The organism is Pantoea sp. A4 (assembly GCF_000295955.2).
GTDB classification, from domain to species: domain Bacteria; phylum Pseudomonadota; class Gammaproteobacteria; order Enterobacterales; family Enterobacteriaceae; genus Pantoea; species Pantoea multigeneris.
In genome coordinates this window covers 107,469-129,794 of the sequence record NZ_ALXE01000023.1, presented here as the reverse complement: position 1 = coordinate 129,794, position 22,326 = coordinate 107,469, and the positions used below count along the sequence as shown (strand labels likewise).

The 22,326-nt window shown below is 55.3% G+C and carries 20 protein-coding genes; 9 read left to right on the top strand and 11 right to left on the bottom strand.

Annotated features, from left to right (window positions below; translation table 11 throughout):
• The first annotated feature begins 213 nt into the window (after window positions 1-213).
• Window positions 214-1,767: a histidine ammonia-lyase gene (gene hutH / locus B880_RS0110490; RefSeq protein WP_017347364.1), complete on the top strand. Its 1,554-nt coding sequence runs from the start codon at window positions 214-216 to the stop codon at window positions 1,765-1,767.
• Window positions 1,767-3,449: a urocanate hydratase gene (gene hutU / locus B880_RS0110485; protein WP_017347363.1), complete on the top strand. Its 1,683-nt coding sequence runs from the start codon at window positions 1,767-1,769 to the stop codon at window positions 3,447-3,449. Before hutH ends, hutU begins: the two co-directional genes overlap by 1 nt.
• Window positions 3,450-3,547: 98 nt before the next feature.
• On the opposite strand, the gene B880_RS0110480 is transcribed toward hutU, so the two are convergent.
• The 4 genes from B880_RS0110480 to B880_RS0110465 form a co-directional block, all read right to left on the bottom strand.
• Window positions 3,548-4,960 carry an MFS transporter gene (locus B880_RS0110480; RefSeq protein WP_017347362.1) on the bottom strand — a complete coding sequence of 471 codons (1,413 nt, stop codon included), beginning with the start codon at window positions 4,958-4,960 and terminating at the stop codon, window positions 3,548-3,550.
• A 208-nt stretch (window positions 4,961-5,168) separates the two neighbouring features.
• Window positions 5,169-6,338 carry a Gfo/Idh/MocA family protein gene (locus tag B880_RS0110475; RefSeq protein WP_017347361.1) on the bottom strand — a complete coding sequence of 390 codons (1,170 nt, stop codon included), beginning with the start codon at window positions 6,336-6,338 and terminating at the stop codon, window positions 5,169-5,171.
• Between the two features lie 10 nt (window positions 6,339-6,348).
• Window positions 6,349-6,525 (bottom strand): hypothetical protein, encoded by a 177-nt coding sequence (locus B880_RS26705; RefSeq protein ID WP_017347360.1) that lies wholly within the window; start codon window positions 6,523-6,525, stop codon window positions 6,349-6,351.
• A 151-nt stretch (window positions 6,526-6,676) separates the two neighbouring features.
• Window positions 6,677-7,705 carry a LacI family DNA-binding transcriptional regulator gene (locus tag B880_RS0110465; RefSeq protein WP_017347359.1) on the bottom strand — a complete coding sequence of 343 codons (1,029 nt, stop codon included), beginning with the start codon at window positions 7,703-7,705 and terminating at the stop codon, window positions 6,677-6,679.
• Window positions 7,706-8,022: 317 nt separating this feature from the next.
• Between B880_RS0110465 and B880_RS0110460 the strand changes: the two genes are divergently transcribed.
• Both B880_RS0110460 and B880_RS0110455 read left to right on the top strand, forming a co-directional pair.
• Complete coding sequence (locus tag B880_RS0110460; protein ID WP_017347358.1) at window positions 8,023-9,087, top strand: Gfo/Idh/MocA family protein; 1,065 nt, start codon at window positions 8,023-8,025, stop codon at window positions 9,085-9,087.
• A 16-nt stretch (window positions 9,088-9,103) separates the two neighbouring features.
• Window positions 9,104-9,988, top strand: coding sequence for a sugar phosphate isomerase/epimerase family protein (locus tag B880_RS0110455; RefSeq protein WP_017347357.1), 885 nt, complete (start codon window positions 9,104-9,106; stop codon window positions 9,986-9,988).
• Window positions 9,989-10,032: 44 nt separating this feature from the next.
• Here B880_RS0110455 and B880_RS0110450 read toward each other — a convergent pair whose 3' ends face one another.
• Window positions 10,033-11,037 (bottom strand): Gfo/Idh/MocA family oxidoreductase, encoded by a 1,005-nt coding sequence (locus B880_RS0110450; protein ID WP_017347356.1) that lies wholly within the window; start codon window positions 11,035-11,037, stop codon window positions 10,033-10,035.
• A gap of 256 nt (window positions 11,038-11,293) precedes the next feature.
• Here B880_RS0110450 and yghU point away from each other — a divergent pair, with 256 nt between their 5' ends.
• Both yghU and B880_RS0110435 read left to right on the top strand, forming a co-directional pair.
• Window positions 11,294-12,163, top strand: a complete 870-nt coding sequence (gene yghU, locus B880_RS0110440) for a glutathione-dependent disulfide-bond oxidoreductase (protein WP_017347354.1) — start codon at window positions 11,294-11,296, stop codon at window positions 12,161-12,163.
• Window positions 12,164-12,176: 13 nt separating this feature from the next.
• A complete protein-coding gene (locus tag B880_RS0110435) occupies window positions 12,177-12,464 on the top strand; it encodes a DUF1330 domain-containing protein (protein WP_017347353.1) in 288 nt (95 codons plus the stop codon).
• A gap of 45 nt (window positions 12,465-12,509) precedes the next feature.
• On the opposite strand, the gene B880_RS0110430 is transcribed toward B880_RS0110435, so the two are convergent.
• From B880_RS0110430 to B880_RS0110420, 3 genes are all read right to left on the bottom strand, one after another.
• On the bottom strand, window positions 12,510-12,815 hold the full coding sequence (locus tag B880_RS0110430) for a HigA family addiction module antitoxin (RefSeq protein ID WP_017347352.1): 306 nt from the start codon (window positions 12,813-12,815) through the stop codon (window positions 12,510-12,512).
• Window positions 12,815-13,093 (bottom strand): type II toxin-antitoxin system RelE/ParE family toxin, encoded by a 279-nt coding sequence (locus tag B880_RS0110425; protein WP_017347351.1) that lies wholly within the window; start codon window positions 13,091-13,093, stop codon window positions 12,815-12,817. The genes B880_RS0110430 and B880_RS0110425 overlap by 1 nt, the downstream gene beginning before the upstream one ends.
• A gap of 121 nt (window positions 13,094-13,214) precedes the next feature.
• Window positions 13,215-14,129 carry a LysR family transcriptional regulator gene (locus tag B880_RS0110420; RefSeq protein ID WP_017347350.1) on the bottom strand — a complete coding sequence of 305 codons (915 nt, stop codon included), beginning with the start codon at window positions 14,127-14,129 and terminating at the stop codon, window positions 13,215-13,217.
• Window positions 14,130-14,214: 85 nt separating this feature from the next.
• Here B880_RS0110420 and B880_RS0110415 point away from each other — a divergent pair, with 85 nt between their 5' ends.
• Window positions 14,215-15,285 carry a tartrate dehydrogenase gene (locus B880_RS0110415; protein ID WP_017347349.1) on the top strand — a complete coding sequence of 357 codons (1,071 nt, stop codon included), beginning with the start codon at window positions 14,215-14,217 and terminating at the stop codon, window positions 15,283-15,285.
• 47 nt (window positions 15,286-15,332) lie between these two features.
• On the opposite strand, the gene B880_RS0110410 is transcribed toward B880_RS0110415, so the two are convergent.
• Both B880_RS0110410 and B880_RS0110405 read right to left on the bottom strand, forming a co-directional pair.
• Entirely contained in the window at window positions 15,333-16,199 is an 867-nt protein-coding gene (locus B880_RS0110410; protein WP_017347348.1) for a BadF/BadG/BcrA/BcrD ATPase family protein, read from the bottom strand.
• 33 nt (window positions 16,200-16,232) lie between these two features.
• Window positions 16,233-17,474, bottom strand: a complete 1,242-nt coding sequence (locus B880_RS0110405) for an MFS transporter (protein WP_017347347.1) — start codon at window positions 17,472-17,474, stop codon at window positions 16,233-16,235.
• A 370-nt stretch (window positions 17,475-17,844) separates the two neighbouring features.
• Here B880_RS0110405 and B880_RS25640 point away from each other — a divergent pair, with 370 nt between their 5' ends.
• Window positions 17,845-18,432 carry a hypothetical protein gene (locus B880_RS25640; RefSeq protein WP_017347346.1) on the top strand — a complete coding sequence of 196 codons (588 nt, stop codon included), beginning with the start codon at window positions 17,845-17,847 and terminating at the stop codon, window positions 18,430-18,432.
• 208 nt (window positions 18,433-18,640) lie between these two features.
• A complete protein-coding gene (locus B880_RS0110395) occupies window positions 18,641-21,022 on the top strand; it encodes a membrane-bound PQQ-dependent dehydrogenase, glucose/quinate/shikimate family (protein WP_017347345.1) in 2,382 nt (793 codons plus the stop codon).
• Window positions 21,023-21,072: 50 nt separating this feature from the next.
• Here B880_RS0110395 and B880_RS0110390 read toward each other — a convergent pair whose 3' ends face one another.
• On the bottom strand, window positions 21,073-22,287 hold the full coding sequence (locus B880_RS0110390) for an MFS transporter (protein ID WP_017347344.1): 1,215 nt from the start codon (window positions 22,285-22,287) through the stop codon (window positions 21,073-21,075).
• Between the last annotated feature and the right edge of the window lie 39 nt (window positions 22,288-22,326).

Below are 22,326 nucleotides of genomic sequence, written 5' to 3'. Positions count from 1 at the left end.
AGACGAGCCAGCATCGGTTGAACGGCTTTTTCATCTGCCAGTGCCCGTGTGATTGTGCTTCCAGAATACGCGCTGATCTTTGCCTGACACCTCACTTGTATAGACAAGCACGTACACTTATGCTTCACTGCATGCATACCTCGATTGCTACGATCCTTCATCGCCTGCCGATCGCGCGATGATCATCACCACCTTGTCTATACAGGAGTATTTATGTCATCCACAGCGCACGACTGCTGTCTGACACCAGGTGAAGTTGACCTGGCGACATTGAAAGCCATCTACCACGGGCACGTTAAGCTGCGCCTCAATGACGAGGCGCGCCAACGGGTGAGTGCAGCACGACAAACGGTGGAGACCATTCTGGACTCTGGCGAGGTGGTGTACGGGATTAACACTGGCTTTGGTAAGCTGGCACAAACCACCATTCCTGCCGATCATCTGGCGGAGCTGCAACGTAATTTGATCCTGTCACACAGCGTTGGGCTGGGCGATCTACTGCCGGACAACGTGGTGCGTCTGGTGATGGCGACCAAAATCATTAGCCTGGGCCGTGGTCATTCCGGCATACGCCTGGAACTGATTGATGCGCTTATCACGCTGTATAACGCCGGTATCATGCCCTGCATCCCCGAGAAAGGATCTGTCGGTGCATCCGGCGATTTAGCGCCATTGGCGCACCTTTCACTGATGCTGCTGGGCGAGGGGCAAGTTCGGGTTGAAGGACAGCTCGTCCCTGCGCTGCAAGCGCTCGCCAGCGTCGGCCTTGCGCCTTTTGAGCCAGCCCCCAAAGAGGGACTGGCGCTGCTGAATGGCACTCAGGTCTCAACAGCACTGGCGCTGCGCGGTCTGTTTGAAGCTGAAAATGTGTTTGCTGCCGGGTTGATTGCCGGCGCATTTTCGCTGGAAGCCATCAAAGGTTCGGTGAAACCCTTTGATGCCCGCATTCATCAGGCTCGCGGCCAACAAGGGCAGATCGCAGTAGCGGCAGCGGTTTCCACTCTGCTCAACGGCAGTGAAATCCTCAGTTCCCATCTCCACTGCGGTCGCGTGCAGGACCCGTACTCGATCCGCTGTGTTCCACAGGTCATGGGAGCCTGCCTCGATAACCTGCACTACGCGGCGCGTATCCTGCAAATCGAAGCCAACGCGGCTTCTGATAATCCCCTGGTGTTTACCGATACCGGCGAGGTGATTTCCGGCGGTAACTTCCACGCGGAGCCGGTTGCCTTTGCCGCCGATATTATCGCCCTGGCCGTCGCCGAGATTGGTGCCATTTCTGAACGCCGTCTGGCGCTGCTACTGGATAGCGGCTTGTCTGGCCTGCCGCCTTTCCTGGTGCAGAATGGCGGCGTCAATTCCGGGTTTATGATCGCTCAGGTGACGGCTGCGGCGCTGGCCTCGGAAAATAAATCCCTGGCCCACCCTGGCAGTGTCGATAGCCTGCCCACGTCGGCCAATCAGGAAGACCACGTTTCAATGGCGACCTACGCTGCTCGCCGCCTCGGCGCGATGTGTTTCAACACCGCTGCGGTAGTGGGTATTGAAGCGATGGCCGCCGCGCAGGGCATGGAGTTTCATCGCCCGCTGCAAAGTTCACCGCTGATGGAGCCACTGTTCGGCGAGATACGCAACCGTGTCGCTTTCCTCGATAAAGATCGCCTGCTGGCTCCCGATATTGACGCCATGCGCCTGTGGGCCAGCCGCTCTGACTGGCCGGAAGCCGTGAGCCAGTTGTTGCCCAGCCACCCGAAAGGAGAAGTTTGATGACTGATTCACTGCGAACGGCTATTGCCCGCGAAGTACGCGCACCGCACGGCAGCGAACTGCACTGCGCGAACTGGCTGATTGAAGCGGCCTGGCGCATGATCCAGAACAACCTCGATCCCGATGTCGCCGAGCGGCCAGAAGATCTGGTGGTGTATGGTGGTATTGGCAAAGCGGCCCGCAACTGGGAGAGCTTCGAGCAGATCCTGCGTTCCTTACAGGCACTCCAGCCCGACGAAACCCTGTTGGTGCAGTCAGGCAAACCGGTCGGGGTGTTTCGTACCCATGCCGATGCGCCACGCGTGCTGATCGCCAACTCAAATCTGGTGCCGCATTGGGCAAACTGGGACCACTTCCACCAGTTGGATCAAGCTGGCCTGATGATGTACGGCCAGATGACCGCAGGTTCGTGGATTTATATTGGCGCGCAGGGCATTGTGCAAGGCACTTATGAAACCTTAGCCGAGGCGGGTCGCCAGCACTATGGCGGCGATCTCGGTGGACGCTGGATCCTGACCGCCGGGCTGGGCGGCATGGGCGGCGCACAGCCGCTGGCGGGCGTGTTAGCTGGGGCTTGCGTGCTGGCGATTGAGTGCCAGGAGTCACGCATCGATTTTCGTTTGCGCACCCGTTATCTCGATCATAAAGCCCATACGCTGGATGAGGCGCTAACGCTGATTGAAACGGCTACCGCAGCGGGCAAAGCGATTTCGGTCGGCCTACTGGGTAACGCGGCTGAGATCCTGCCTCAGTTAGTGGATCGTGCCCGCAGCGGCGGCCTGCGTCCGGATATCGTGACCGATCAGACCTCCGCACACGATCCCATTAACGGCTATTTGCCGCTTGGCTGGACGGTTGAGCAGTGGCAAGAGCAGCGTCAGCTGAATCCGAAAGCGGTGGAGAAAGCCGCGCGGGCGTCTATGGCACGCCACGTACAAGCCATGTTGGATTTTCATCATTTGGGGATTCCAACTGTGGATTACGGCAACAATATCCGTCAGGTGGCGTTTGAAGAAGGTGTGAGTAACGCCTTTGATTTCCCTGGTTTTGTGCCTGCCTATATCCGTCCGCTGTTTTGTGAAGGCAAAGGCCCATTCCGTTGGGTGGCGCTGTCGGGTGATCCCGAAGATATCCGTAAAACCGATGAGAAGTTAAAACAGCTGTTCCCGGATAATGCCCGCTTACACCGCTGGCTGGATATGGCGCAGGAGCGTATCGCGTTTCAGGGTTTGCCAGCCCGCATCTGCTGGCTGGGTCTGGGAGAGCGCCATCTGGCCGGGCTAGCGTTCAATGAGATGGTGCGCAATGGCGAGCTAAAAGCGCCGATTGTGATTGGCCGCGATCATCTGGATTGCGGCTCCGTTGCCTCCCCTAACCGGGAAACGGAGGCGATGTTAGATGGTTCCGATGCGGTGTCTGACTGGCCGTTGCTGAATGCGTTGTTGAATACAGCGGGCGGTGCGACCTGGGTCAGTTTGCACCATGGCGGCGGGGTTGGAATGGGCTTTTCACAACATGCTGGCGTGGTCATCGTGTGTGATGGCACGCCGGAAGCCGATGCTCGTCTTGGTCGGGTACTGTGGAACGATCCCGCCACGGGCGTGATGCGCCATGCTGATGCTGGCTATGAAAGCGCGAAAGTCTGTGCGCAGCAGCACCAGCTAAACTTACCGATGGTGTAACCAACGCGGATTGTAAGATGCGTGGCTCAATGAGTCATTCGCAGAGGGCCAACTCCCTCTCCCGCTGCTGCGGGAGAGGGTGAACTGCTCCCTTAAACCTACCCCTTAGCCAGTACAGAAGCGCCCGCGTGTTTCTCCATGCGGAAGACATCGACCAGCGAAAACACCACCAGCAGTGCAATACCCGCGAAGGCGATGTTGATGTCGCTGTGTTCTGGCGTACTGTGCTGTTGCCACTCCATCGACAGGCGCAATAACAGCGCAGAAATGGCAATACCCGCACTCATACTGAACTGGAAGAGGATGCTGAAAATAATCGAGGCATCGCCCATCTTCGCCTGGGGTACATCCGCAAAGCCAAGGCTGTTATAACAGCTAAACTGCATGGAACGTGTCAGGCCACCAATAAACAGAATCGCGGCGATAGTATAGTGCCCCAGCGACTCGCTCAGCAGTAAACACGCCAACAGCGCCAGTAAACTCAGCACGCCATTCACAATCAGCAAGCGACGGAAACCCCAGCGCTGCATCAGCCAGGTCGTGGCGGGTTTCATCGCCAGATTCCCGGCAAACACCCACAACACCATGGCCCCGGCCTGCGCGGCACTCCAGCCAAAACAGAGCTGGAATAACAGCGGCAGTAAAAATGGCGTCGCGTTAATTGACGCGCGGAAACAGGAACCCCCGACCACCGCCCGGCGGAAAGTATCGATCTTCATCACAGAAAACGGCAGCAGCGGCGTAGGGTGACGCTGACCATGACGCACCGCCAGCCAGGCGCAGAGTAACCCCGCGACTAACAACACCAGCCCCTGGGAAATATGCATCTGCCCCAGCCACTCCAGCGCCATAATCAAACTGGCACAGGCCGCTGCGGTTAACACGAAGCCCCAGCCATCAAACGGGCGATGTACATCGGAAATACGTTTAGGCACCAGCCACAGCGTCGCCAGCAACGCCAAAATACCCAGCGGGATATTCAGCCAGAAAATCCAGGGCCAGTGGCCGTAGCTCACCAGCAAGCCACCCAGCGGCGGCCCTAAAACCGGCGCAATCAAACCCGGCCAGGTAATAAAAGCAATCATCTGCACAATCTGGCGCTTTTCGGCCACGCGCATCACTACCATGCGCCCTACCGGCACCATCAGCGCGCCCCCTATCCCTTGCAGCACACGAGCCGCAATAAACAGTGGCAACGTCTCACTGGCACCGCACAACCATGAGGCGAAGGTAAACAGCACGATGGCCCCGGCAAACACCCGGCGAGCGCCAAAACGTTCGGCCAGCCAGCCACTGAGCGGAATGCCAATCGCCACCGCCAGCAAATAGGCACTGATGCCGATATTCAGTGCAACCGGGCCAACACTAAACACCTGCGCCATTGTGGGAATGGCGGTGGTAATCACCGTAGCATCAAGATTTTCCATAAAAAACGTGACCGCCACTAACAGCGCCAGCCATATGACTTTATTCGGGTGAGAAGATGAAATTTGCGCTTCCTTGTTCAACATTGCGTCCTCAAAAAAAGAAACTCTTCACGTTTTAACATGAATACAACATGAGGGGCGTTGAGAAATTTTCAGGTCAGAGGAGAGCACCGCGCAAGGCATGGCGGTTTCCCTTCAGCCTGGCGCGATGAGTCACGTCACCAGGCTTGAGGAAAACAGATTTAAAAGCGGAAAAATGCGGCGATATGCATCAATCAGTACAAGATCTGGTTTAGCAATCGACCCACACTGCGCCAGCATCAGCGGAGGCTACACACTTCTCCACCCACCGCACACCTGCCAGTCCGGCATGCACGCCGGGATACCAAAAGTCCTGTAGAAATGCGCTATCACGTCTGTCGGTGGCATCCATTGCCTGGGCGAAACGTCGATACAAATTCGACCACGCCTCAAACAACCCCTCAGGGTGTCCGCCACCGATGCGGTCATCCGCCAGCGCGCTCGCGGCCAAATACCCCATGCCTCGCTCAAGAATCCGCACCGGTTCGCCCTGCACTTCATAGCGCAGCTGATTGGGTTGCTCATCCCACCACTCCAGGCTGGCCTTCGAACCAATCACACGCACCTTCTGTCCATGCATCGAACCGCAGTTCACCGCTGAAGCCCACATCGTGCCAACCGCGCCGTTGTTGTACTCCATCAACACAAACGCATTGTCCTCCAACGGAGCCCGGCTCTGGACAAAGCTCTGCCGTGAGCACAGCAGACGTGTTACCTGCAAATCCGGCACCATGGTCTCGGCAATAAACAGAGGATGCGTGGCTAAATCGCCCAGCACATAGCTTGGCCCGACAAAACGCGGGTCCACGCGCCAACGGGTGCTGGCATTCTCCAGCTCTACCGCCTCGTGATGAAAACCGTGGGCAAACTGCATATTGATAATGCGAATGTCGCCTAGCTGCCCGGCGGCAATCATCTCCCGGGCCTGATGAATCAGCTGATGTCCGGCATAACCATATGTCACGCCAATCACCTTATTTTTCTCTGCGCACAGCTGTTCCAGCTCATCGGCTTCGGCGGTGGTGAAGCACAGCGGCTTTTCGCACACCACATGCAGCCCCGCATTCAAGGCTGCCTGACAGATGGGAAAGTGGGTGTTGTTGGGGGTGGCGATGGAGACCACTTCAATGCCATCTTCTCGCTGGGCTTCAGCGGCAAACATCGTCTCGTAATCGCTGTAGCAGCGATCGGCCGCGACACCAATCGACTGACCAAAAGCGCGGCCACGCTCGGCATCAATGTCAAAAGCCCCCGCCAGAAGGGTAAAGTTACTGTCGCGCAATGCCGCCGAACGATGAATATAACCAATCTGACTGGTGCCACCGCCGCCAACCATGCCCCAACGCAGAGAACGATTCAGTGCTTTCATCCCGTTAATCATCTGCGTCTCCTTAAAAACCAGTGGACTGCAAATGATGCAGGCGGATAGCAGCATGACGCGGATATTGCGCCTGCTGGCGTGCGATCTCTTGATGAGCATGTGCCTGAGTGGCACCACTCAGGACTTTTGCCACGGCGGGATAGTGTGCGCCCCGGCAGCAGGGCGCGTTAGCGATAGGGTTCGTCATGATCTGTCCTTGCGATGTGTGAGGCGGACAGTATCAAATAAATATTTCATCTATCACAATAATGAACATTTCATTTTTTGATAGAGATCATAATATTTTAATATCATAAAAATGATAGTTAGATATCATTTTCGACCAACAACCTGACAAATCAGAGATTTTCACGCGTCACCACATCGAAAGGCAGCACCACTTTAATAAAGTGCTGGCTGTCGCTGAGGTGCTGCAACTGTAGTGTGCTGGCAATGGTCTCGGCTAAATTATCGATGCGATGGCGTAACATCACGCTGATAGTGCCATCAATCAGGGCTAAATCGCCCTCTTTCACCGGACCGTGGGAGATCACCGCAACCTTGCGCTCTGGCTGGCTACGCAAAGCACGAATCACCCCTTCAATGCCGCCACAAGGCGCAAAAATCAGCGCCAGATCGGGATAATCCCGCAGCAATTGCAGCGTCGCCTGATAGCCTCCCTCAATACTCTCATGGGTTTTTAACGGCTCCAGCACCTGGCGAGAAGCGTCATGCTCACGCAGATAGGAGCGGAAGCTGATTTCACTACTCTCCTGGCAGGTAAAACGGTGATCGCCAACCAGCACCGCAAACGGCCCTGGCGGTAGCGCCAGATGATGGGCAAACCAGCCCGCAGTGCGTCCTCCTTTCTGGTTATCAATGCCGAAATAGCCTGCATGGCCGCAGGGAGAGAAGTCGGAGAACAGCGCATACACCTTCACCCCGGAGCGCGATATGGCTTCAATGGCATGACGGATCAGCGGGTGATCCAGTGCGACCAGCGCAATCGCATCCACCGCTGCGGCCAGCGCATGGAGCGAAGCGGCAACACCCTCGACATCATTAAGGTCGTGGTAACGAAACTGAGGTTCCACGCCAACAGGGTGAAACTCTTGCGTCTCTCGGGCCAGCGCTTCACTCAGGGTGGCGTAAAAAGAATAGGTAGGCGGCAAGAGGATAAACCCCATCGACAGCGGATTCTGCTGTGGCGGTTTTCCCTGCGTCAGTAGCTGGGACTGCCCCATGCGATAACCCAGGCGGCTGGCAGCACTCAGTACTTTGTGTTCAGTTTCGGCTCGCACTGGCGCGCGGCGATTGAGTACCCGGTCCACTGTTGCCACGCCAACGCCCGCGGCTTCTGCAATGGCGGTCATGGTAATTTTGCTCATAGTACGTCGTCCTGGAATGATAAAAAAACATCAGAAAACATCGAGACTATACCTCTTAAGTGGCAAAAAAATCCCCTGACGATCAAGATTACTGTCTATTTTTGATAGCTTTTCTCTCATAAATTTGATCACCTTCGCAAAAATAGAATTATACATTTCATTATAATGTTATTTGGAATGAATGTTTGATATTAATTTGCCAGCAAATTCAGCGCACGGCCTGATGGCTTCACATCAGCAAAGCACTAGAGCGGCAAAAGCAATCCTACCTATATTGTTAACCAATACCTTACGTATAAATAACAAATGGAGATGATATGTTCCCTTCGACCTTACCTGTACCCCGCCGTCCCGTAGCCAGTGACATTCCTGTATTACGCTGGGGCATTGTCGGACCAGGCTGGATTGCCGATCATTTTGCCAATGCACTGCGCCACCACACGCAACAACAGCTGGTTGCGGTCTCTTCACGCAGTCAGGCCAAGGCGCAGGAATTTGCCACCAAATGGGACATCCCACACGCCTGTGAAGGCATTGATGCCTTACTGAGCCGCGATGATATAGATGTGGTGTATATCGCCACCCCGCACAACCATCACTATCCGGATGGTCTGCACACGCTACAGGCTGGCAAACATGTGTTGATCGAAAAGCCCCTCGCGCTGAATGCCGTGCAGGCCGCTGAACTGCAACAGGTGGCGCGCCAGCAGAACCGGCTGTGCGTAGAGGCGATGTGGTGCGATTTTGCGCCTAAATATGATGTGATTCGCCAACTGCTGGAAGATGGCGTATTGGGCGATATTCATACCCTTATTGCCGATCATGGTGAATATTTCTCTCCCGAACACCGCATTTTCAATGCTGATTTAGCCGGCGGTCCGATGCTGGATTTAGGGAGCTACCTGATTGGCTTCAGCGTATTGGTGGGCGGAGCCCCGGACAGCATCGTGGCCCGTGGGCAATCTGCAGCGCACTATGTCAGCCATCTCCCACGTGAGAAGCAGGTAAATGGCCAAATTTCCATGCTGCTGACCCATGCACAAGGCATGCATTCAGTACTCAATACCACCTTGTTCAGCAATACACCCGGTGGAGCGGTGATTGCCGGACGTGACGCCACACTGGTGCTGGATGGCCAATTCTATGCGCCAGGTAATTTCCGCCTCACCTCCAGTGATAACCGCCACACCCTGCTCTGGCAGGAACCGAACAATCGCTATCACCAGCTCTCACATGAAATTGAGCACACCGCCTGGTGTATTGGTCAAAACCTGACTGACTCACCGGTTCGCTCGCTTGCCACCTCCATCAGCACGCTTAAGGCGATGGATGAGGTCAGAAGGCAGATAGGCGTGGTCTTTAATGAAGAGCGCCAGTCTTAACGCGCAGGAGAAAAGAATGAAAATCGCTTTTGATGTGGATGTAATTCGCCATCTGGGTATTACCCGCATGGTGCACCAGGTGGCTGAATGGGGCTATAAATACATCGAGCAATCGCCACATCCACAGATCAACCCGTTTTATAAACACCCGAAAGCCAGCCGCGAAATTATCCGCGAGTATAAAAATGCGCTGAACGCCACTGGGGTAGAAATCTCTTCCTTTATCACGGTTTATCGCTGGTCAGGCCCGGAAGAAGCTCGTCGTCAGGCGGCGGTGAAGAACTGGAAGCGCATGATTGAAATCGCCGTTGAGATGGGTGTTCAGGTCATTAACACCGAGTTGTCAGGCAATCCGAACGAGCCGGAGATCTGCGAAGAGATGTTCTATCGTTCGATGGAGGAGCTGCTGCCCATCTTCGAACGTGAAGGCATCCGCGTGGAAATTCAGGCTCACCCGTGGGACTTCTGCGAAGAGAGTAACGAAACCGCCGATATGGTGAAGTCGTTCCGCAGTGAGAACGTGAAGTACATCTACAGTGCACCACACACCTTCTACTACGACAAAGGCAAAGGTGATGTGAAAACCATGCTGGAGTATGCCGGTGATGACCTGTCGCATATGTTGATCGCCGATACCATGAACCACACCAAGCACTGCCGTTACATCGTCAACCCACCGGGCGTCGATGCCACTATCCACCAGCATGTGGGGGTGGGTGAAGGGGAAGTGGACTTCCCCACGCTGTTTAAGACGCTGCGTGAGATGAATTTCGCCAATCGTAGCTTCAAGGTGGGCGGCGAGCCGATTATTGCCGCGGCGCTGTTTGGCTATCCGGAGAAAATGCCGGTGCAGGCAGTGGAAACCCGCGAGCTGATTGAACGCGAGCTGTTGGGACAATAATGTCTGCCAACGCCGCACGGACCTGAAGCCGTGCGGCGTTGTGGTTAAATCTGCTCGACGTGAACGAACTCACCACGCGTCAAAGAGAGCTGTGCGGCTTCGGCAATCGCCTGTGCACGTAGGCCATCAATCAGTCCCGGTAATCCCTGCACCTCTTCACCATTAATATGGCGTACAAAAGCATCAAGATGGGTGTAGTAGGTTTCCCGTACCCGGCTGAACCAGTCCGCATACAGCCCCGGTTGGGTAATATTTTGCCCCTGCCAGAGTGTTGCGCCCCGCACGGCCTGGCTATCTGAAGCCAGCATGCCTTCACTTCCCATAATACTGATGCGCTCATCGTAGCCGTAGGCGGTGCGGCGCGTATTATCCAGCTGCGCCAGCGCCCCCTGCCTCAGGCGCATGATCAACACCGAAGTGTCCACATCAAACGCTTTGATCTCGGGCATCGCTAACGCCGCGCCCATGGCCCCTACGGTTTCCACTTCATCTTCAGTCAGCCAGCGCAGCAGATCGAAAAAGTGAATCGCCTGATCGCGCATCTGCCCGCCAGAAGATTGCAAATAGCTGAGCGGTGGCAGCTCTGAGGCGCGGCACACCATTTGAATCAGCTCAGCCTGACCAATCACCCCCGCTTTAAAACGCGCTTTTAACTGCTGATGGCTGTGATCAAAGCGGCGATTAAAGCCCACCGTGACAGGCACCGACAGCGGAGAAATGCGACTAACCACATCGCGCGCACGTTCCAGTGACAAATCGATAGGTTTTTCACAATACACCGCTTTTCCGGCACGTACGGCCTGCTCCAGCAGATCGGCATGGGTTGGGGTCGCGGTGGCAATCAGAACCGCATCAATGGCATCACTGCGTAGCGCCTGTTCGACGCTGCCCGCCTGCGCACCGCACTGTTGTGCCACCTGCTCCGCGCGGGTCGGATCAAGGTCACACACCAGGTCGAAGCTGATTCCAGGGTGTGCTGCGAGGTTTGCCGCATGCACCTGGCCAATAAAACCGCTACCCAGCAAAGCAAAACGTTGTACTGACGCCATTTTTTTCTCCATTGTCTGCACGGTATGTGAGTGACTTTGGCTGTCAAAATAGCGGCTTATTATGGGTGGGTAACACCCCTATTTTGAGGGGAATCACTCAATTTTCTGCCGCTGGGATCACCGCGACGTTATGCGTTTTGTGCGGAAATCCTATGCGGAATACGACTTTGCAGGTTTCAGCCAGCGCGGTTAAATGCATAACGTTGCCCCCTGCTAGACTCAACCCCAATTAACCGCAAACACAAGGCGAACCCCTATGTCGGAAAATCAGTATCAGCCCGCGAAAGTCTGGACCTGGGATCCGGAAGCTAAAGGTAACGGCGCGAAGACCAATCGCCCGACCGCAGGTGCCACCCATGAAAAAACGCTGCCAGTGGGTAAACATCCGCTGCAGCTCTACTCTTTAGGCACACCTAACGGCCAGAAAGTCACGATTCTGCTGGAAGAGCTGCTGGCGTTGGGGATTAAAGAGGCGGAGTACGATGCCTGGCTGATCCGCATTGGTGATGGCGACCAGTTCTCCAGCGGCTTTGTTGAAGTAAACCCGAACTCTAAGATCCCAGCACTGCGTGACCACTCCGTCACACCACCACAGCGGGTGTTTGAGTCCGGCAATATTCTGCTCTATCTGGCAGAGAAATTTGGTCACTTCCTGCCGCAAGATCTGGCAACCCGTACCGAAGCGTTAAACTGGTTGTTCTGGCTGCAAGGTTCTGCGCCTTATCTGGGCGGTGGTTTTGGTCACTTCTATTTCTACGCCCCAGAGAAGATTGAGTACGCCGTAAACCGCTTCACGCTGGAAGCCAAACGTCAGTTAGACGTGCTGGATCGCCAGTTGGCAAACCACACTTACCTGGCTGGCGAAGAGTACACCATCGCCGATATCGCCACCTGGCCGTGGTACGGCAGTCTGGTGCTGTACAACCAGTACAACGGTGCCGAATTCCTGGATGTGTCCTCTTATAAAAACGTGCAGCGCTGGGCGAAAGCCATCGCTGAACGCCCAGCAGTACAGCGTGGCCGCAAAGTGAATCGCCTGGTTGGCGAACCCCAGGACCAGCTGCATGAGCGTCACGACGCGAGTGATTTTGACACCAATACCGAAGATAAGCGTCAGGCACGATAACCGGAGATTTTGAATGAGCGCATACGTTATTTTTATTCGTGACAACACCACGGACCAGAATGAGTTAGATACCTACGCGAGCCTGGCCGATAAAGCCCGTGGCACTCACCCAATCACCCCCCTGGCGTTTTACGGTGAGTTAGAAGTGCTGGAAGGTGCCGACGCCGAAGGTGTGGTGGTCATCCAGTTCCCGGACAAAGCCGCTGCCCACGCCTGGTATGACAGCCCAGCCTATCAGGAAGCCAAAGCCCATCGCCTGAAAGGCGCGAACTATCGCGTGCTGCTGGTCGAAGGTATTTAAGATCCCACGAGCGCGATCTCAGCCGATCCTTGCGATCGGCTTTTTTTACGAAAGCGCCAGCCGCCCGTCACTGTCGATCAGGCGGGTGAGCTGTGAGACATCCACCGTGCGCTGCGCCACGCTCAGGCTGTAAGACGTTTGCAGCCGCATCCACATTTCCGCCGTGCTGCCGAGTACTTTGGCCAGCTTCACGGCCATTTCGGGGGTCAAAGCCGCCTGCCCGGTGAGTAAACGCGATACGGTTGAAGGAGACATCTGCAGCGCGCGCGCCAGATCCCGAACGCCCAGGTTCGACTCCTCCAGAATACCGGCAATAATCTCACCGACGTGCGGGGGATTGTGCATATTCATCAGTGGTAATCCTCGTAGTTCAACAGATGTACTTCGCCATCCGCAAAAGCAAAAGTGAGCCGCCAATTGCCACTCACGGTCATTGACCAAATCCCTTTACGATCGCCTTTCAGTGGATGAAGCCGAAAACCCACCACATTCATCTCTTCAATCGAAGTGGCAATGTCAATGACCCGCAGGCGAAGACGTAGTCTTTCCGAATGGTGCGGCATAATGCCGCGGGTAGAACCGGTCAGAAAAAAGGTTTTCAACCCTTCGTGCTTCCATGATTTAATCATAACCAATCGTTCCTCGTTGCGCAACGAGGAACATTTTGCGGTTTTTTTATTTGCAGGCAATCCGCAGTCTATTCTTTCCAGAGCCGGATTCCATTAAATCCTCTGTTGTGGCCGTTTTATCCTACCCCTGCGCCAGATGCTGCTGGAGAAAATCCACAAATGCGGCGATGCGTGCGGGCTGCTGGCGCTGCCCTGGCCAGACGGCAAAAATATCACCGTCTGGCGCGTGCCATTCCGGCAATACGTGTAGCAGCTCCCCACTCTCAACGCTGTGCTGCGCATCCCACCAGGAACGCAGCAAAATCCCATGTCCGTCCAGCGCCATTCGCATAGCAACTTCACCGTCGTTGGTAATCAGCGAACCGCGCACCTTCTGACTGGCCTGCTCGTCACCACGGGTAAAACGCCACAAGGCAAAATCACTGTCGTGCTGGCGGAGCAGAATACAGTTATGTCGTGCCAGTTCGGTAATCGAACCCGGCAACCCTTCGCGGGCCGCATAGCCCGGTGAGCAACAGAGAATACGTGGATTGGTGCGCAGCTTGCGGGCTACCAGCCGCGAGTCAGGTGGCTCTCCCACGCGAATATCAATATCGATATGCGCATCAAGGAAGCTCAGCGGCTGGCTGCTGAGCTGGAGTGAAAGCGACAACTGTGGATGCAGCGCCGCAAATGCTGAGACGCACGGGGCCACATGCCGACGTCCAAAACCAAACGAGGCATTGATGTTTAAACTGCCGCGCAGATGCGCAGTCTCGCCACTCACCGCCTCTTCCAGCTCCGCCAGTTGATCAAGTAGTGGGCGAGCGCCCGCAAGATAGCGTTTCCCTTCAGCACTCAGTTCCAACCGCCGGGTGGTGCGCTTGATCAGCAGCACGCCCAGTTTCTGCTCCAGCAAGCTGAGACGCTTACTGACCGCCGCCAGTGACAACCCCAGCTCATGGGCCGCCGCCGTTAAGCTGCTGGCGCTGGCCAGCCGGACAAAAAAAGCCAGGTCATCACTGGAGGTGCGAGATTCTCTACTTTGATTCAACACTGGTTTAAATCCTGGGCTGATTATTTACTTCTGACGCAAAGTTATACTGCCAGCAGAACATCCACCGCAAGTAGCGAGAACCCTCATGACAGACAAAATTCATAAGATCGCGGTAATTCCGGGCGACGGTATTGGTAAAGAAGTGATGCCAGAAGGCATTCGTGTGTTGGAAAAAGCCGCTGAGAAGTTTGGTATCAAACTGGAGTGGGAGTGGTTCGACTTCGCCAGTGCAGAATACTGGCAGGAGCACGGCAAAATGCTGCCTGACGACTGGTTCCCACGCCTGAAAGCGTTTGATGCCATTTACTTCGGTGCCGTTGGCTGGCCAGAAGTTGTGCCAGACCACGTTTCTCTGTGGGGTTCTCTGCTGCAGTTCCGCCGCGAATTTGATCAGTACGTTAACCTGCGTCCGGTACGTCTGATGCCGGGAGTTAAAGCACCATTGGCCAACCGTAAACCCGGTGAGATCGATTTCTGGGTAGTACGTGAGAATACGGAAGGTGAATACTCCAGCGTGGGCGGCACCATGTTCCCTGGCACCGACCGTGAAGTGGTGATTCAGGAAACCGTGATGACCCGTACCGGGGTCGACCGTATCCTGAAATTTGCCTATGAACTGGCACAGAAACGGCCAAAGAAACACCTGACTTCTGCGACCAAATCCAACGGCATTGCTATTACCATGCCGTACTGGGATAGCCGCGTCGAGGCGATGTCACCCCAGTATCCTGAGGTGAAAGTCGATAAATATCATATTGATATCCTGACAGCGAACTTCGTGCTGCATCCAGACTGGTTTGATGTGGTGGTCGCCAGCAACCTGTTTGGTGACATCCTGTCCGATCTGGGTCCAGCCTGTACCGGCACCATTGGCATTGCGCCATCGGCCAATATCAATCCGGAAGGCACCTTCCCAAGCCTGTTTGAGCCGGTGCACGGCTCTGCGCCAGATATCGCTGGCCGTGGCATCGCGAACCCAATCGGTCAGATTTGGTGTGGCGCGATGATGCTGGAGCACCTGGGCTATCCGGCTGCCAGTGATGCGATTGTTGATGCGATTGAACGCGTGCTGAGTGAAGGCCAGCATCTGACGCGTGATTTAGGCGGGAATGCGAATACTCAAACCCTGGGTGAGGCGATCACCGCTGCGCTGTAACCGTGCAAAAACGGCTCTCTGTTAATGAGAGCCGTTTTAAACGAACGTTACGCCAGCCGGGCAGCGAGCATCAGCGCTCCGCTGAGGGCATCAGCCACCGGTTCGGTAAGCCGCGCCTGTAAGTCAGATGACAACCACGGGCGAATCGGTTGAGCCAGTCCTCCCATCATCGCCAGTTGGCTGGCACCCCGTAAAAACAGCTGTTCAGCAAGGATGCCGATATCACTGGCCGTCTGTTTAACCAACGTCACCGCGTTGGTATCACCGCTACTGGCCGCAGCGAAGACTTCCGGCACCACCCTCGCCCAATCCGCGGGTTGTGCCTGACGCGTCCACTCCAGCATCTTTTCCGGGCTGTTTTCAAACTGCAACATGATGTGCTGAGTGAGTGCCGAAGGTGGCACAATCGCCTCATGCGCCTGTAACGCCAACCGCAAAGCACGATGACCAAGCTCTGAGCCCGATCCCTGATCGGAAAGCGCGAATCCCCACCCCCCCAACGAGGTAAAGTGCTCGCCATCCCATGCCGCGCCCTGACTGCCGGTGCCGCAAATAAATACCGCGCCTGGCTGGCCGCCGTGCGCACCCACGCAGGCAATTTCCACATCACTGACCACCGCCAACGCAGCGCAGTCCGGCTGCCAGTTATCTAACCGTGCCTGGACTGAGGTCACATTGGCCCCCGCCAGTCCCGCCACAACGGCGGTGTCCTGCAACGCTGCTGGCGGCAATCCGGCGCTTTGCAGCGCGCGTGCCATCAGTGTTTCCATGGTCTGGACAGCGGTTTCATATTGTGACCAGACGTTAGCAGGCCCGCCTTCACATTCGGCTAGTCGCTGACCGGCGCGGTCAGTTAAACGTACCCGGCAGCGCGTGCCGCCACCATCAATACCCAGGAGATAACGTGTCTGCACAATCGATTTCCAGCAACTAAGAACCGGCACAGACTACTCCTGTGCCGCTTCATTCTCCAGTTTCTGCCGCCGCCGCAGATGCGGGAACAGCACCATCCAGACGCCCACCACCACCAATGTTCCCACTCCGCCCAACACCGCCGCCGGTACTGCGCCCATGAATGCCGCCAGCACGCCAGATTCGAATTCACCGAGCTGATTGGACGTATTGATAAAAATGGCGTTGACGGCGTTAACCCGGCCGCGCATATCATCTGGCGTATCCAGCTGCACCAGCGAGCCGCGAATCACCATACTGACCATATCGACCCCCCCCAACGCCGCCAGTGCCAGCAGGGAGAGCCAGAGCTGTGAGGAGAGGGCAAAAATCAGCGTCGCGACACCGAAGCCCGCCACCGACCCAAACATAATCATCCCGACATTTTTTTCCAGCTTGTTGCGACTCAGCCACAATCCCACCAGCAGAGCACCAATCGACGGCGCACCACGCAACATACCCAACCCCCACGGGCCGGTGTGCAGAATATCTTTGGCGAAGATCGGCAACAGCGCCGTGGCACCTCCCAGCAGCACCGCAAACAGGTCGAGCGAGATCACCCCTAACACATCTTTGCGGGCGCGGATAAAGTGAATCCCGGCGAATAAGGTAGAGAGAGAAGCGGGTAAGCGAGGTTGCTGTGGGCGGGTGTAACGAATGCGGCCAATCAACACCAGTGACAGCAGGTAAAATACCGCCGAGACGCTGTACACCACATCCGGCCCGGCCACATACAGGAATCCACCTAACGTCGGGCCGACGATCACTGCCGCCTGACCGCCAACCGCATTGGCGGCAGTAGCGCGCGCCAGAATCGCGGGAGGCACCAGTGATGGCAGCATGGAGGTCATCGCTGGGCCTTCTAACGCCTTGGCGACCGCCAGCACAAACACTAACCCCCACAGGGCGGTTTTATCCGCCCAACTGAACAGCGTCAGTAACACCAGCGCCAGTAACGCGCCCCACTCAATCAGCTGGGCACAAATGACAATACGACGGCGATCGAACTGATCGGCAAGATGACCGGCAGGCAGCGCCAGCAACACGGAAGGTAAAAATTGCATCAGGCCAATCATACCCAGCGCCAGCGCGCTGTTGGTCAGTGAGTAGATCTGCCAGCTCACCGCCACTGAAAACATCTGAAAACCAAATGACGAACAGGTGCGCGCCAGCCAAAAGGCCACAAACGCGCGTTGTCGCAGCAGCGAGCTGTCCGCTGCTGTTGTTTCTACATTCATATCCCATCCCTTAATAATGCTAAATTCCAGCCTAAATTGGCCTGTTATCTGGCGGCAAAAACGCCCCTTTTTTGTCCGAGTAGAGTGCGGGATTTTCCCTGTACAGGCAACAACCTGCCGTGCGGTGCTTTATCCCGGCAGACGCACAGCGGCCCTATTTAATATTGAGATGGAATAATTAACAGCCTATTTGTCCTGATGAAAACATATTATGAATAACCGGATGCCGGCCATGTAAATAGCGCTTACAGAGAAGAAAAAAAGATGTTTTCACTGAAAAAATCGATCTATATTTAACGGCTTTCGTCATTAAGCCAGCAGCAGGAACTTAATGATATTTAAGATAAAAATAATTTATTCTAAGAGATAAATGGAAAACATATTATATCCCGATTGTGCGCTTGAGCACGTTTTTAGACCCGATGGCACGCTGTTCGCGTCCTGTTACTCCCCTTCACAGCAGACCAATAAGGAATATCTCCCCTTAGAAAATATCATCTTACGGCATAACACTTCAGATGCGGCCAATCAGTTGCTGATATTTCCACTCGCCACAACCGATCTGGTCAGGCTCCCCGAGTGGTTAGCAGCCCAGCAGGAAATAAACCTGACAAACATCAGATTTGCCATAAATTACGACCAGTTGAATACCCATTCAGATTGGTTGCAGAGCGTGAACAATCGACTAAGCTTCTGGTTGTACGACTTTGCACCACCAGGCAGTCACTGGAGCAAAGTTGAGAGTGTGCCTTTAAGCGGGGTGGTCTTTAGTGAAGCCTTTTTCCGCGCAAATTACACCCTTTTCACCTTCCCTTTCCTGCTCGAACGTCTCAGGCAGGAGGGCAAAGAAGTACTGGTGCGGGCCGCTGAGCTGCCTTTATTGCCTGACGACTGGATGGGATTACACCTGACCGGCTGGCAACCGCAAACGGGCACAGAAGACCTGCTGCATTCCTGATTAGATTTTGTCCAGAAGTATGAAACGAGTGTTTTACGCTAAAAAAGTCAAAACTATTAACGTTTTTGAGATAAAATCTACCCCAAACGGATTACATATGCTCACTGGAAGAGTTAATAAGGACACGCTTACCTACCGTACGCTATGACTGGAGAACAGATAACTTTTTGTTTTCCGTGTTTTTTATGGCAAAAAAGAGGTCTTTATTATGGGGAAAAATTCCTCATCCTTAGGCGTGATTGGCGTTCTGACAGCGTTGTTCGCTCTGCTGACAGGTGCATTCATGCTGGTAGGTGGCGTTTGGTTAGCTGCCATTGGAGGTTCCTGGTACTACATCATCGGCGGTATTGTTTTACTGATTACCGCTCTCCTGATCTGGCGTCAAAAAAGCAGTGCACTGGTGCTTTATGCATTACTGCTGCTGTTTACCCTTGTGTGGGGCGTGTGGGAAGTCGGCTTCGACTTCTGGGCATTAGCACCGCGCACTGACGTTCTGGTCATCTTCGGCGTCTGGTTGATGCTGCCGTTTGTTTACCGTCGTTTCGCGCAGAATGCTAAAGCAGGTCTGAGTGCAATCGCTGTTGGCGTTATTGCCAGCGCGCTGGTGCTTGCCTGGGCAGTGTTCCACGATCCGCAGGAAATCAACGGAACTATCCCAGCAGCGGATAACGGTACTTCGGCACAGCCGCTGAGCGCTATACCTGATGGCGACTGGCCAGCTTACGCCCGCGATCAGCAAGGCACCCGCTTCTCTCCACTGAAGCAAATCACCGATCAAAACGTGAAAACGTTGCAGGTGGCCTGGCAGTTCCAGACTGGCGATCTCAAAACCGCCAACGACCCGGGTGAAATCACTGACGAAGTTACCCCGATCAAAATCCGCGATACCCTGTATCTCTGCTCACCACACCAAATCCTGTTTGCGCTGGATGCGAAAACCGGTAAGCAGAAATGGAAATTTGATCCGGGCCTTAAGCCTAACCCGACCTTCCAGCACGTAACTTGCCGTGGCGTTTCTTACCACGAAGTGCCTGCCGCAGCCGATGCCGCTAACGCACAGCCTGCTGCATGTTCACGTCGCATTTACCTGCCGGTAAACGATGGTCGTCTGTTTGCGCTGGACGCAGATACCGGTGCTCGCTGCCCGGCATTTGGTAACGACGGCGAGCTGGATCTGCAACATCTGCAGCCAGTGAAAACCCCAGGCCAGTATGAACCGACTTCACCACCCGTTATCACGGATAAGACCATCGTGATTGCAGGTGCCGTCACCGATAACTACTCAACTCACGAGCCTTCTGGCGTGATCCGTGGTTTCGATGTCAACACCGGTAAACTGCTGTGGGTATTCGATCCAGGTGCTAAAGACCCGAATGCGATCCCATCGGATGAGCACAGCTTCGTGCCTAACTCACCGAACTCATGGGCGCCAGCGGTGTACGATCCGCAACTGGATACGGTCTATCTGCCGATGGGCGTATCTACCCCGGACATCTGGGGCGGCAACCGTACGCCAGAACAGGAACGTTATGCGAGTAGCGTACTGGCTCTGAACGCCACCACCGGTAAGCTGGTGTGGTCTTATCAGACCGTGCACCACGACCTGTGGGACATGGATTTACCGTCACAGCCAACGCTGGCTAACATCACAGATAAAGACGGCAACACCGTTCCTGTGATCTACGCTCCGGCGAAAACCGGTAACATCTTTGTGCTGGATCGTCGTACTGGTAAGCCAGTAGTACCGGCTCCGGAAACCCCAGTACCGCAGGGTGCGGCGAAAGGCGATCACGTTTCGCCAACACAGCCCTACTCTGAGCTGACTTTCCGTCCAGAACAGCATCTGACCGACAAAGACATGTGGGGCGCGACCCTGTATGACCAGCTGGTGTGCCGCGTTATCTTCAAGCGTCTGCGCTATGAAGGTCCGTTCACGCCACCGTCTGAACAAGGTACGCTGGTGTTCCCAGGTAACCTGGGCATGTTTGAGTGGGGCGGCATTGCCGTCGATCCAAACCGTCAGATTGCGATTGCTAACCCAATGGCCCTGCCGTTTGTTTCGAAACTCATCCCACGTGGACCGGGTAACCCAATTGAGCCACCTGCTGATGATAAAGGCGGTTCAGGTACGGAAAGCGGTGTTCAGCCACAGTACGGCGTACCGTACGGCGTTGAGCTGAACGCGTTCCTGTCACCGTTTGGTCTGCCATGTAAACAGCCGGCATGGGGTTATATGTCTGCGGTTGACCTGAAAACCAACAAAGTGATCTGGAAAAAACGTATTGGTACCGTACGCGACAGCGCACCAGTACCACTGCCGTTTAAAATGGGTATGCCAATGCTGGGCGGCCCAATCACTACCGCTGGTCACGTAGCCTTTATTGGTGCCACCGCAGATAACTATCTGCGTGCTTTCAGCACCAATACCGGTGAACTGCTGTGGCAGGCTCGTCTGCCAGCAGGCGGCCAGGCAACACCAATGACCTATGAAGTGGATGGCCAGCAGTATGTGGTTATCGCTGCTGGTGGTCACGGTTCATTCGGCACCAAGCTGGGTGACTATGTGATTGCATACAAACTGCCGCAGTAAGGCAATGTAAGCAGCTGAAAACAGAGGCGGACTTCGGTCCGCCTTTTTTATTACTGCGTTTTACGCCGCAGCCACCAGAGATTCAAAGCGCCGCACAGCGCCATCACGACACAGGTGGCAAGAAATACCGGCCTCATCCCCAGAGCGCCCCCGACAAACCCACCAAACAGCGGTCCCCCCACCTGGCCGACATACTGCGCTGAGGTGGAATAGCCCAACATCCGGCCGACCTGAGAAGAGGGCACATTATGGCGGATAATCGCCGTGATGCAGGGCATCAATCCACCTAACGCCACGCCCATCAGGAAGCGTAAGATCACCAGTTGCCAGGCGGCAGTGATAAACGCCTGTGGAATCAACAGCAGGGCACAGGCCAGCAATCCGGTGACCAGCACTTTGCCATGACCGATGCGATCGGCCAGTCTCCCCATGCGCGGAGCTGAAACAATATTACCCAACGCCGCCGCGGCCATGACAATGCCCGCAGTCAGGGTAATGGCGTGATCGCCTGCAACAAACTGACCGATATAGAGTGTGATAATCGGCTCTATCGACATGTTCGCAAAGATCAGCAACGCCCCTGATAACCACATCAACCACACTACGCCCTGCTGCACCGTTGCCACATCGCCCGCGACAGCCGCTTTTTTCTGTGCGGTCTGGCGTGGCGGATCGCGCAGCAGGAAAGTGGTCGCAAGAAACGCGACAAAGATCACCGCACCGGTCAGCCAGAAAGTGTGCCGAATGCCGATCAGTGGTGGTAACGCCCCGCCTAACAGCGGCCCCACCACATTCCCGGCCATGATTCCGGAAGAGAGGATGCCTAATGCCCAGCCGGTATGCTGCTTCGGCGTTTGCGCCGCCACCATGATGGTGGAACCTGATGCATAACCTCCCAACAGCCCCGCCAGCAAACGCAGCGCCACCAACTGCCAGGGTGCCGTTGCCATACCAATCAGCGACATTGCCACCGCCATTCCCAGGCTGGCACGAATTAACATCAGCTTGCGCCCGTAGCGATCTGCCAGCTTCCCCCACAGGGGTGCCGTCAGCGCCGCGCTGAGAAAAGTTGCGCCATAAGCGATGCCTGACCAACGGGCAATCGCCGCAGGTTCAGTCACACCCAGTTGCTGTACGTAGAGCGGTAAAAACGGCAGCAGTAACGTCATTGCCACGATGGTGCTGAAAGAACCAAACACACATACCCACATATTGCGGCGCCAGTGCGTTTGTTCCGGGGGGAGAGTCTCTTCCGTTGGTTGCATGATACCAGTCCTGTTGGATAACCAGCTTTCAGGCTAACA

Excerpts from the sequence above, each read along its gene's own strand:
- yghU (WP_017347354.1), top strand. The coding sequence starts at position 11,294 with ATGTCGGAAAATCAGTATCAGCCCGCGAAAGTCTGGACCTGGGATCCG.
- B880_RS26705 (WP_017347360.1), bottom strand. The coding sequence starts at position 6,525 with ATGACGAACCCTATCGCTAACGCGCCCTGCTGCCGGGGCGCACACTAT.
- hutU (WP_017347363.1), top strand. The coding sequence starts at position 1,767 with ATGACTGATTCACTGCGAACGGCTATTGCCCGCGAAGTACGCGCACCG.
- B880_RS0110435 (WP_017347353.1), top strand. The coding sequence starts at position 12,177 with ATGAGCGCATACGTTATTTTTATTCGTGACAACACCACGGACCAGAAT.
- B880_RS0110475 (WP_017347361.1), bottom strand. The coding sequence starts at position 6,338 with ATGATTAACGGGATGAAAGCACTGAATCGTTCTCTGCGTTGGGGCATG.
- B880_RS0110425 (WP_017347351.1), bottom strand. The coding sequence starts at position 13,093 with ATGATTAAATCATGGAAGCACGAAGGGTTGAAAACCTTTTTTCTGACC.
- B880_RS0110405 (WP_017347347.1), bottom strand. The coding sequence starts at position 17,474 with ATGAATGTAGAAACAACAGCAGCGGACAGCTCGCTGCTGCGACAACGC.
- B880_RS0110450 (WP_017347356.1), bottom strand. The coding sequence starts at position 11,037 with ATGGCGTCAGTACAACGTTTTGCTTTGCTGGGTAGCGGTTTTATTGGC.
- B880_RS0110460 (WP_017347358.1), top strand. The coding sequence starts at position 8,023 with ATGTTCCCTTCGACCTTACCTGTACCCCGCCGTCCCGTAGCCAGTGAC.
- B880_RS0110395 (WP_017347345.1), top strand. The coding sequence starts at position 18,641 with ATGGGGAAAAATTCCTCATCCTTAGGCGTGATTGGCGTTCTGACAGCG.
- B880_RS0110430 (WP_017347352.1), bottom strand. The coding sequence starts at position 12,815 with ATGAATATGCACAATCCCCCGCACGTCGGTGAGATTATTGCCGGTATT.
- B880_RS0110455 (WP_017347357.1), top strand. The coding sequence starts at position 9,104 with ATGAAAATCGCTTTTGATGTGGATGTAATTCGCCATCTGGGTATTACC.
- B880_RS0110390 (WP_017347344.1), bottom strand. The coding sequence starts at position 22,287 with ATGCAACCAACGGAAGAGACTCTCCCCCCGGAACAAACGCACTGGCGC.
- hutH (WP_017347364.1), top strand. The coding sequence starts at position 214 with ATGTCATCCACAGCGCACGACTGCTGTCTGACACCAGGTGAAGTTGAC.
- B880_RS0110415 (WP_017347349.1), top strand. The coding sequence starts at position 14,215 with ATGACAGACAAAATTCATAAGATCGCGGTAATTCCGGGCGACGGTATT.
- B880_RS0110465 (WP_017347359.1), bottom strand. The coding sequence starts at position 7,705 with ATGAGCAAAATTACCATGACCGCCATTGCAGAAGCCGCGGGCGTTGGC.
- B880_RS0110480 (WP_017347362.1), bottom strand. The coding sequence starts at position 4,960 with ATGTTGAACAAGGAAGCGCAAATTTCATCTTCTCACCCGAATAAAGTC.
- B880_RS25640 (WP_017347346.1), top strand. The coding sequence starts at position 17,845 with ATGGAAAACATATTATATCCCGATTGTGCGCTTGAGCACGTTTTTAGA.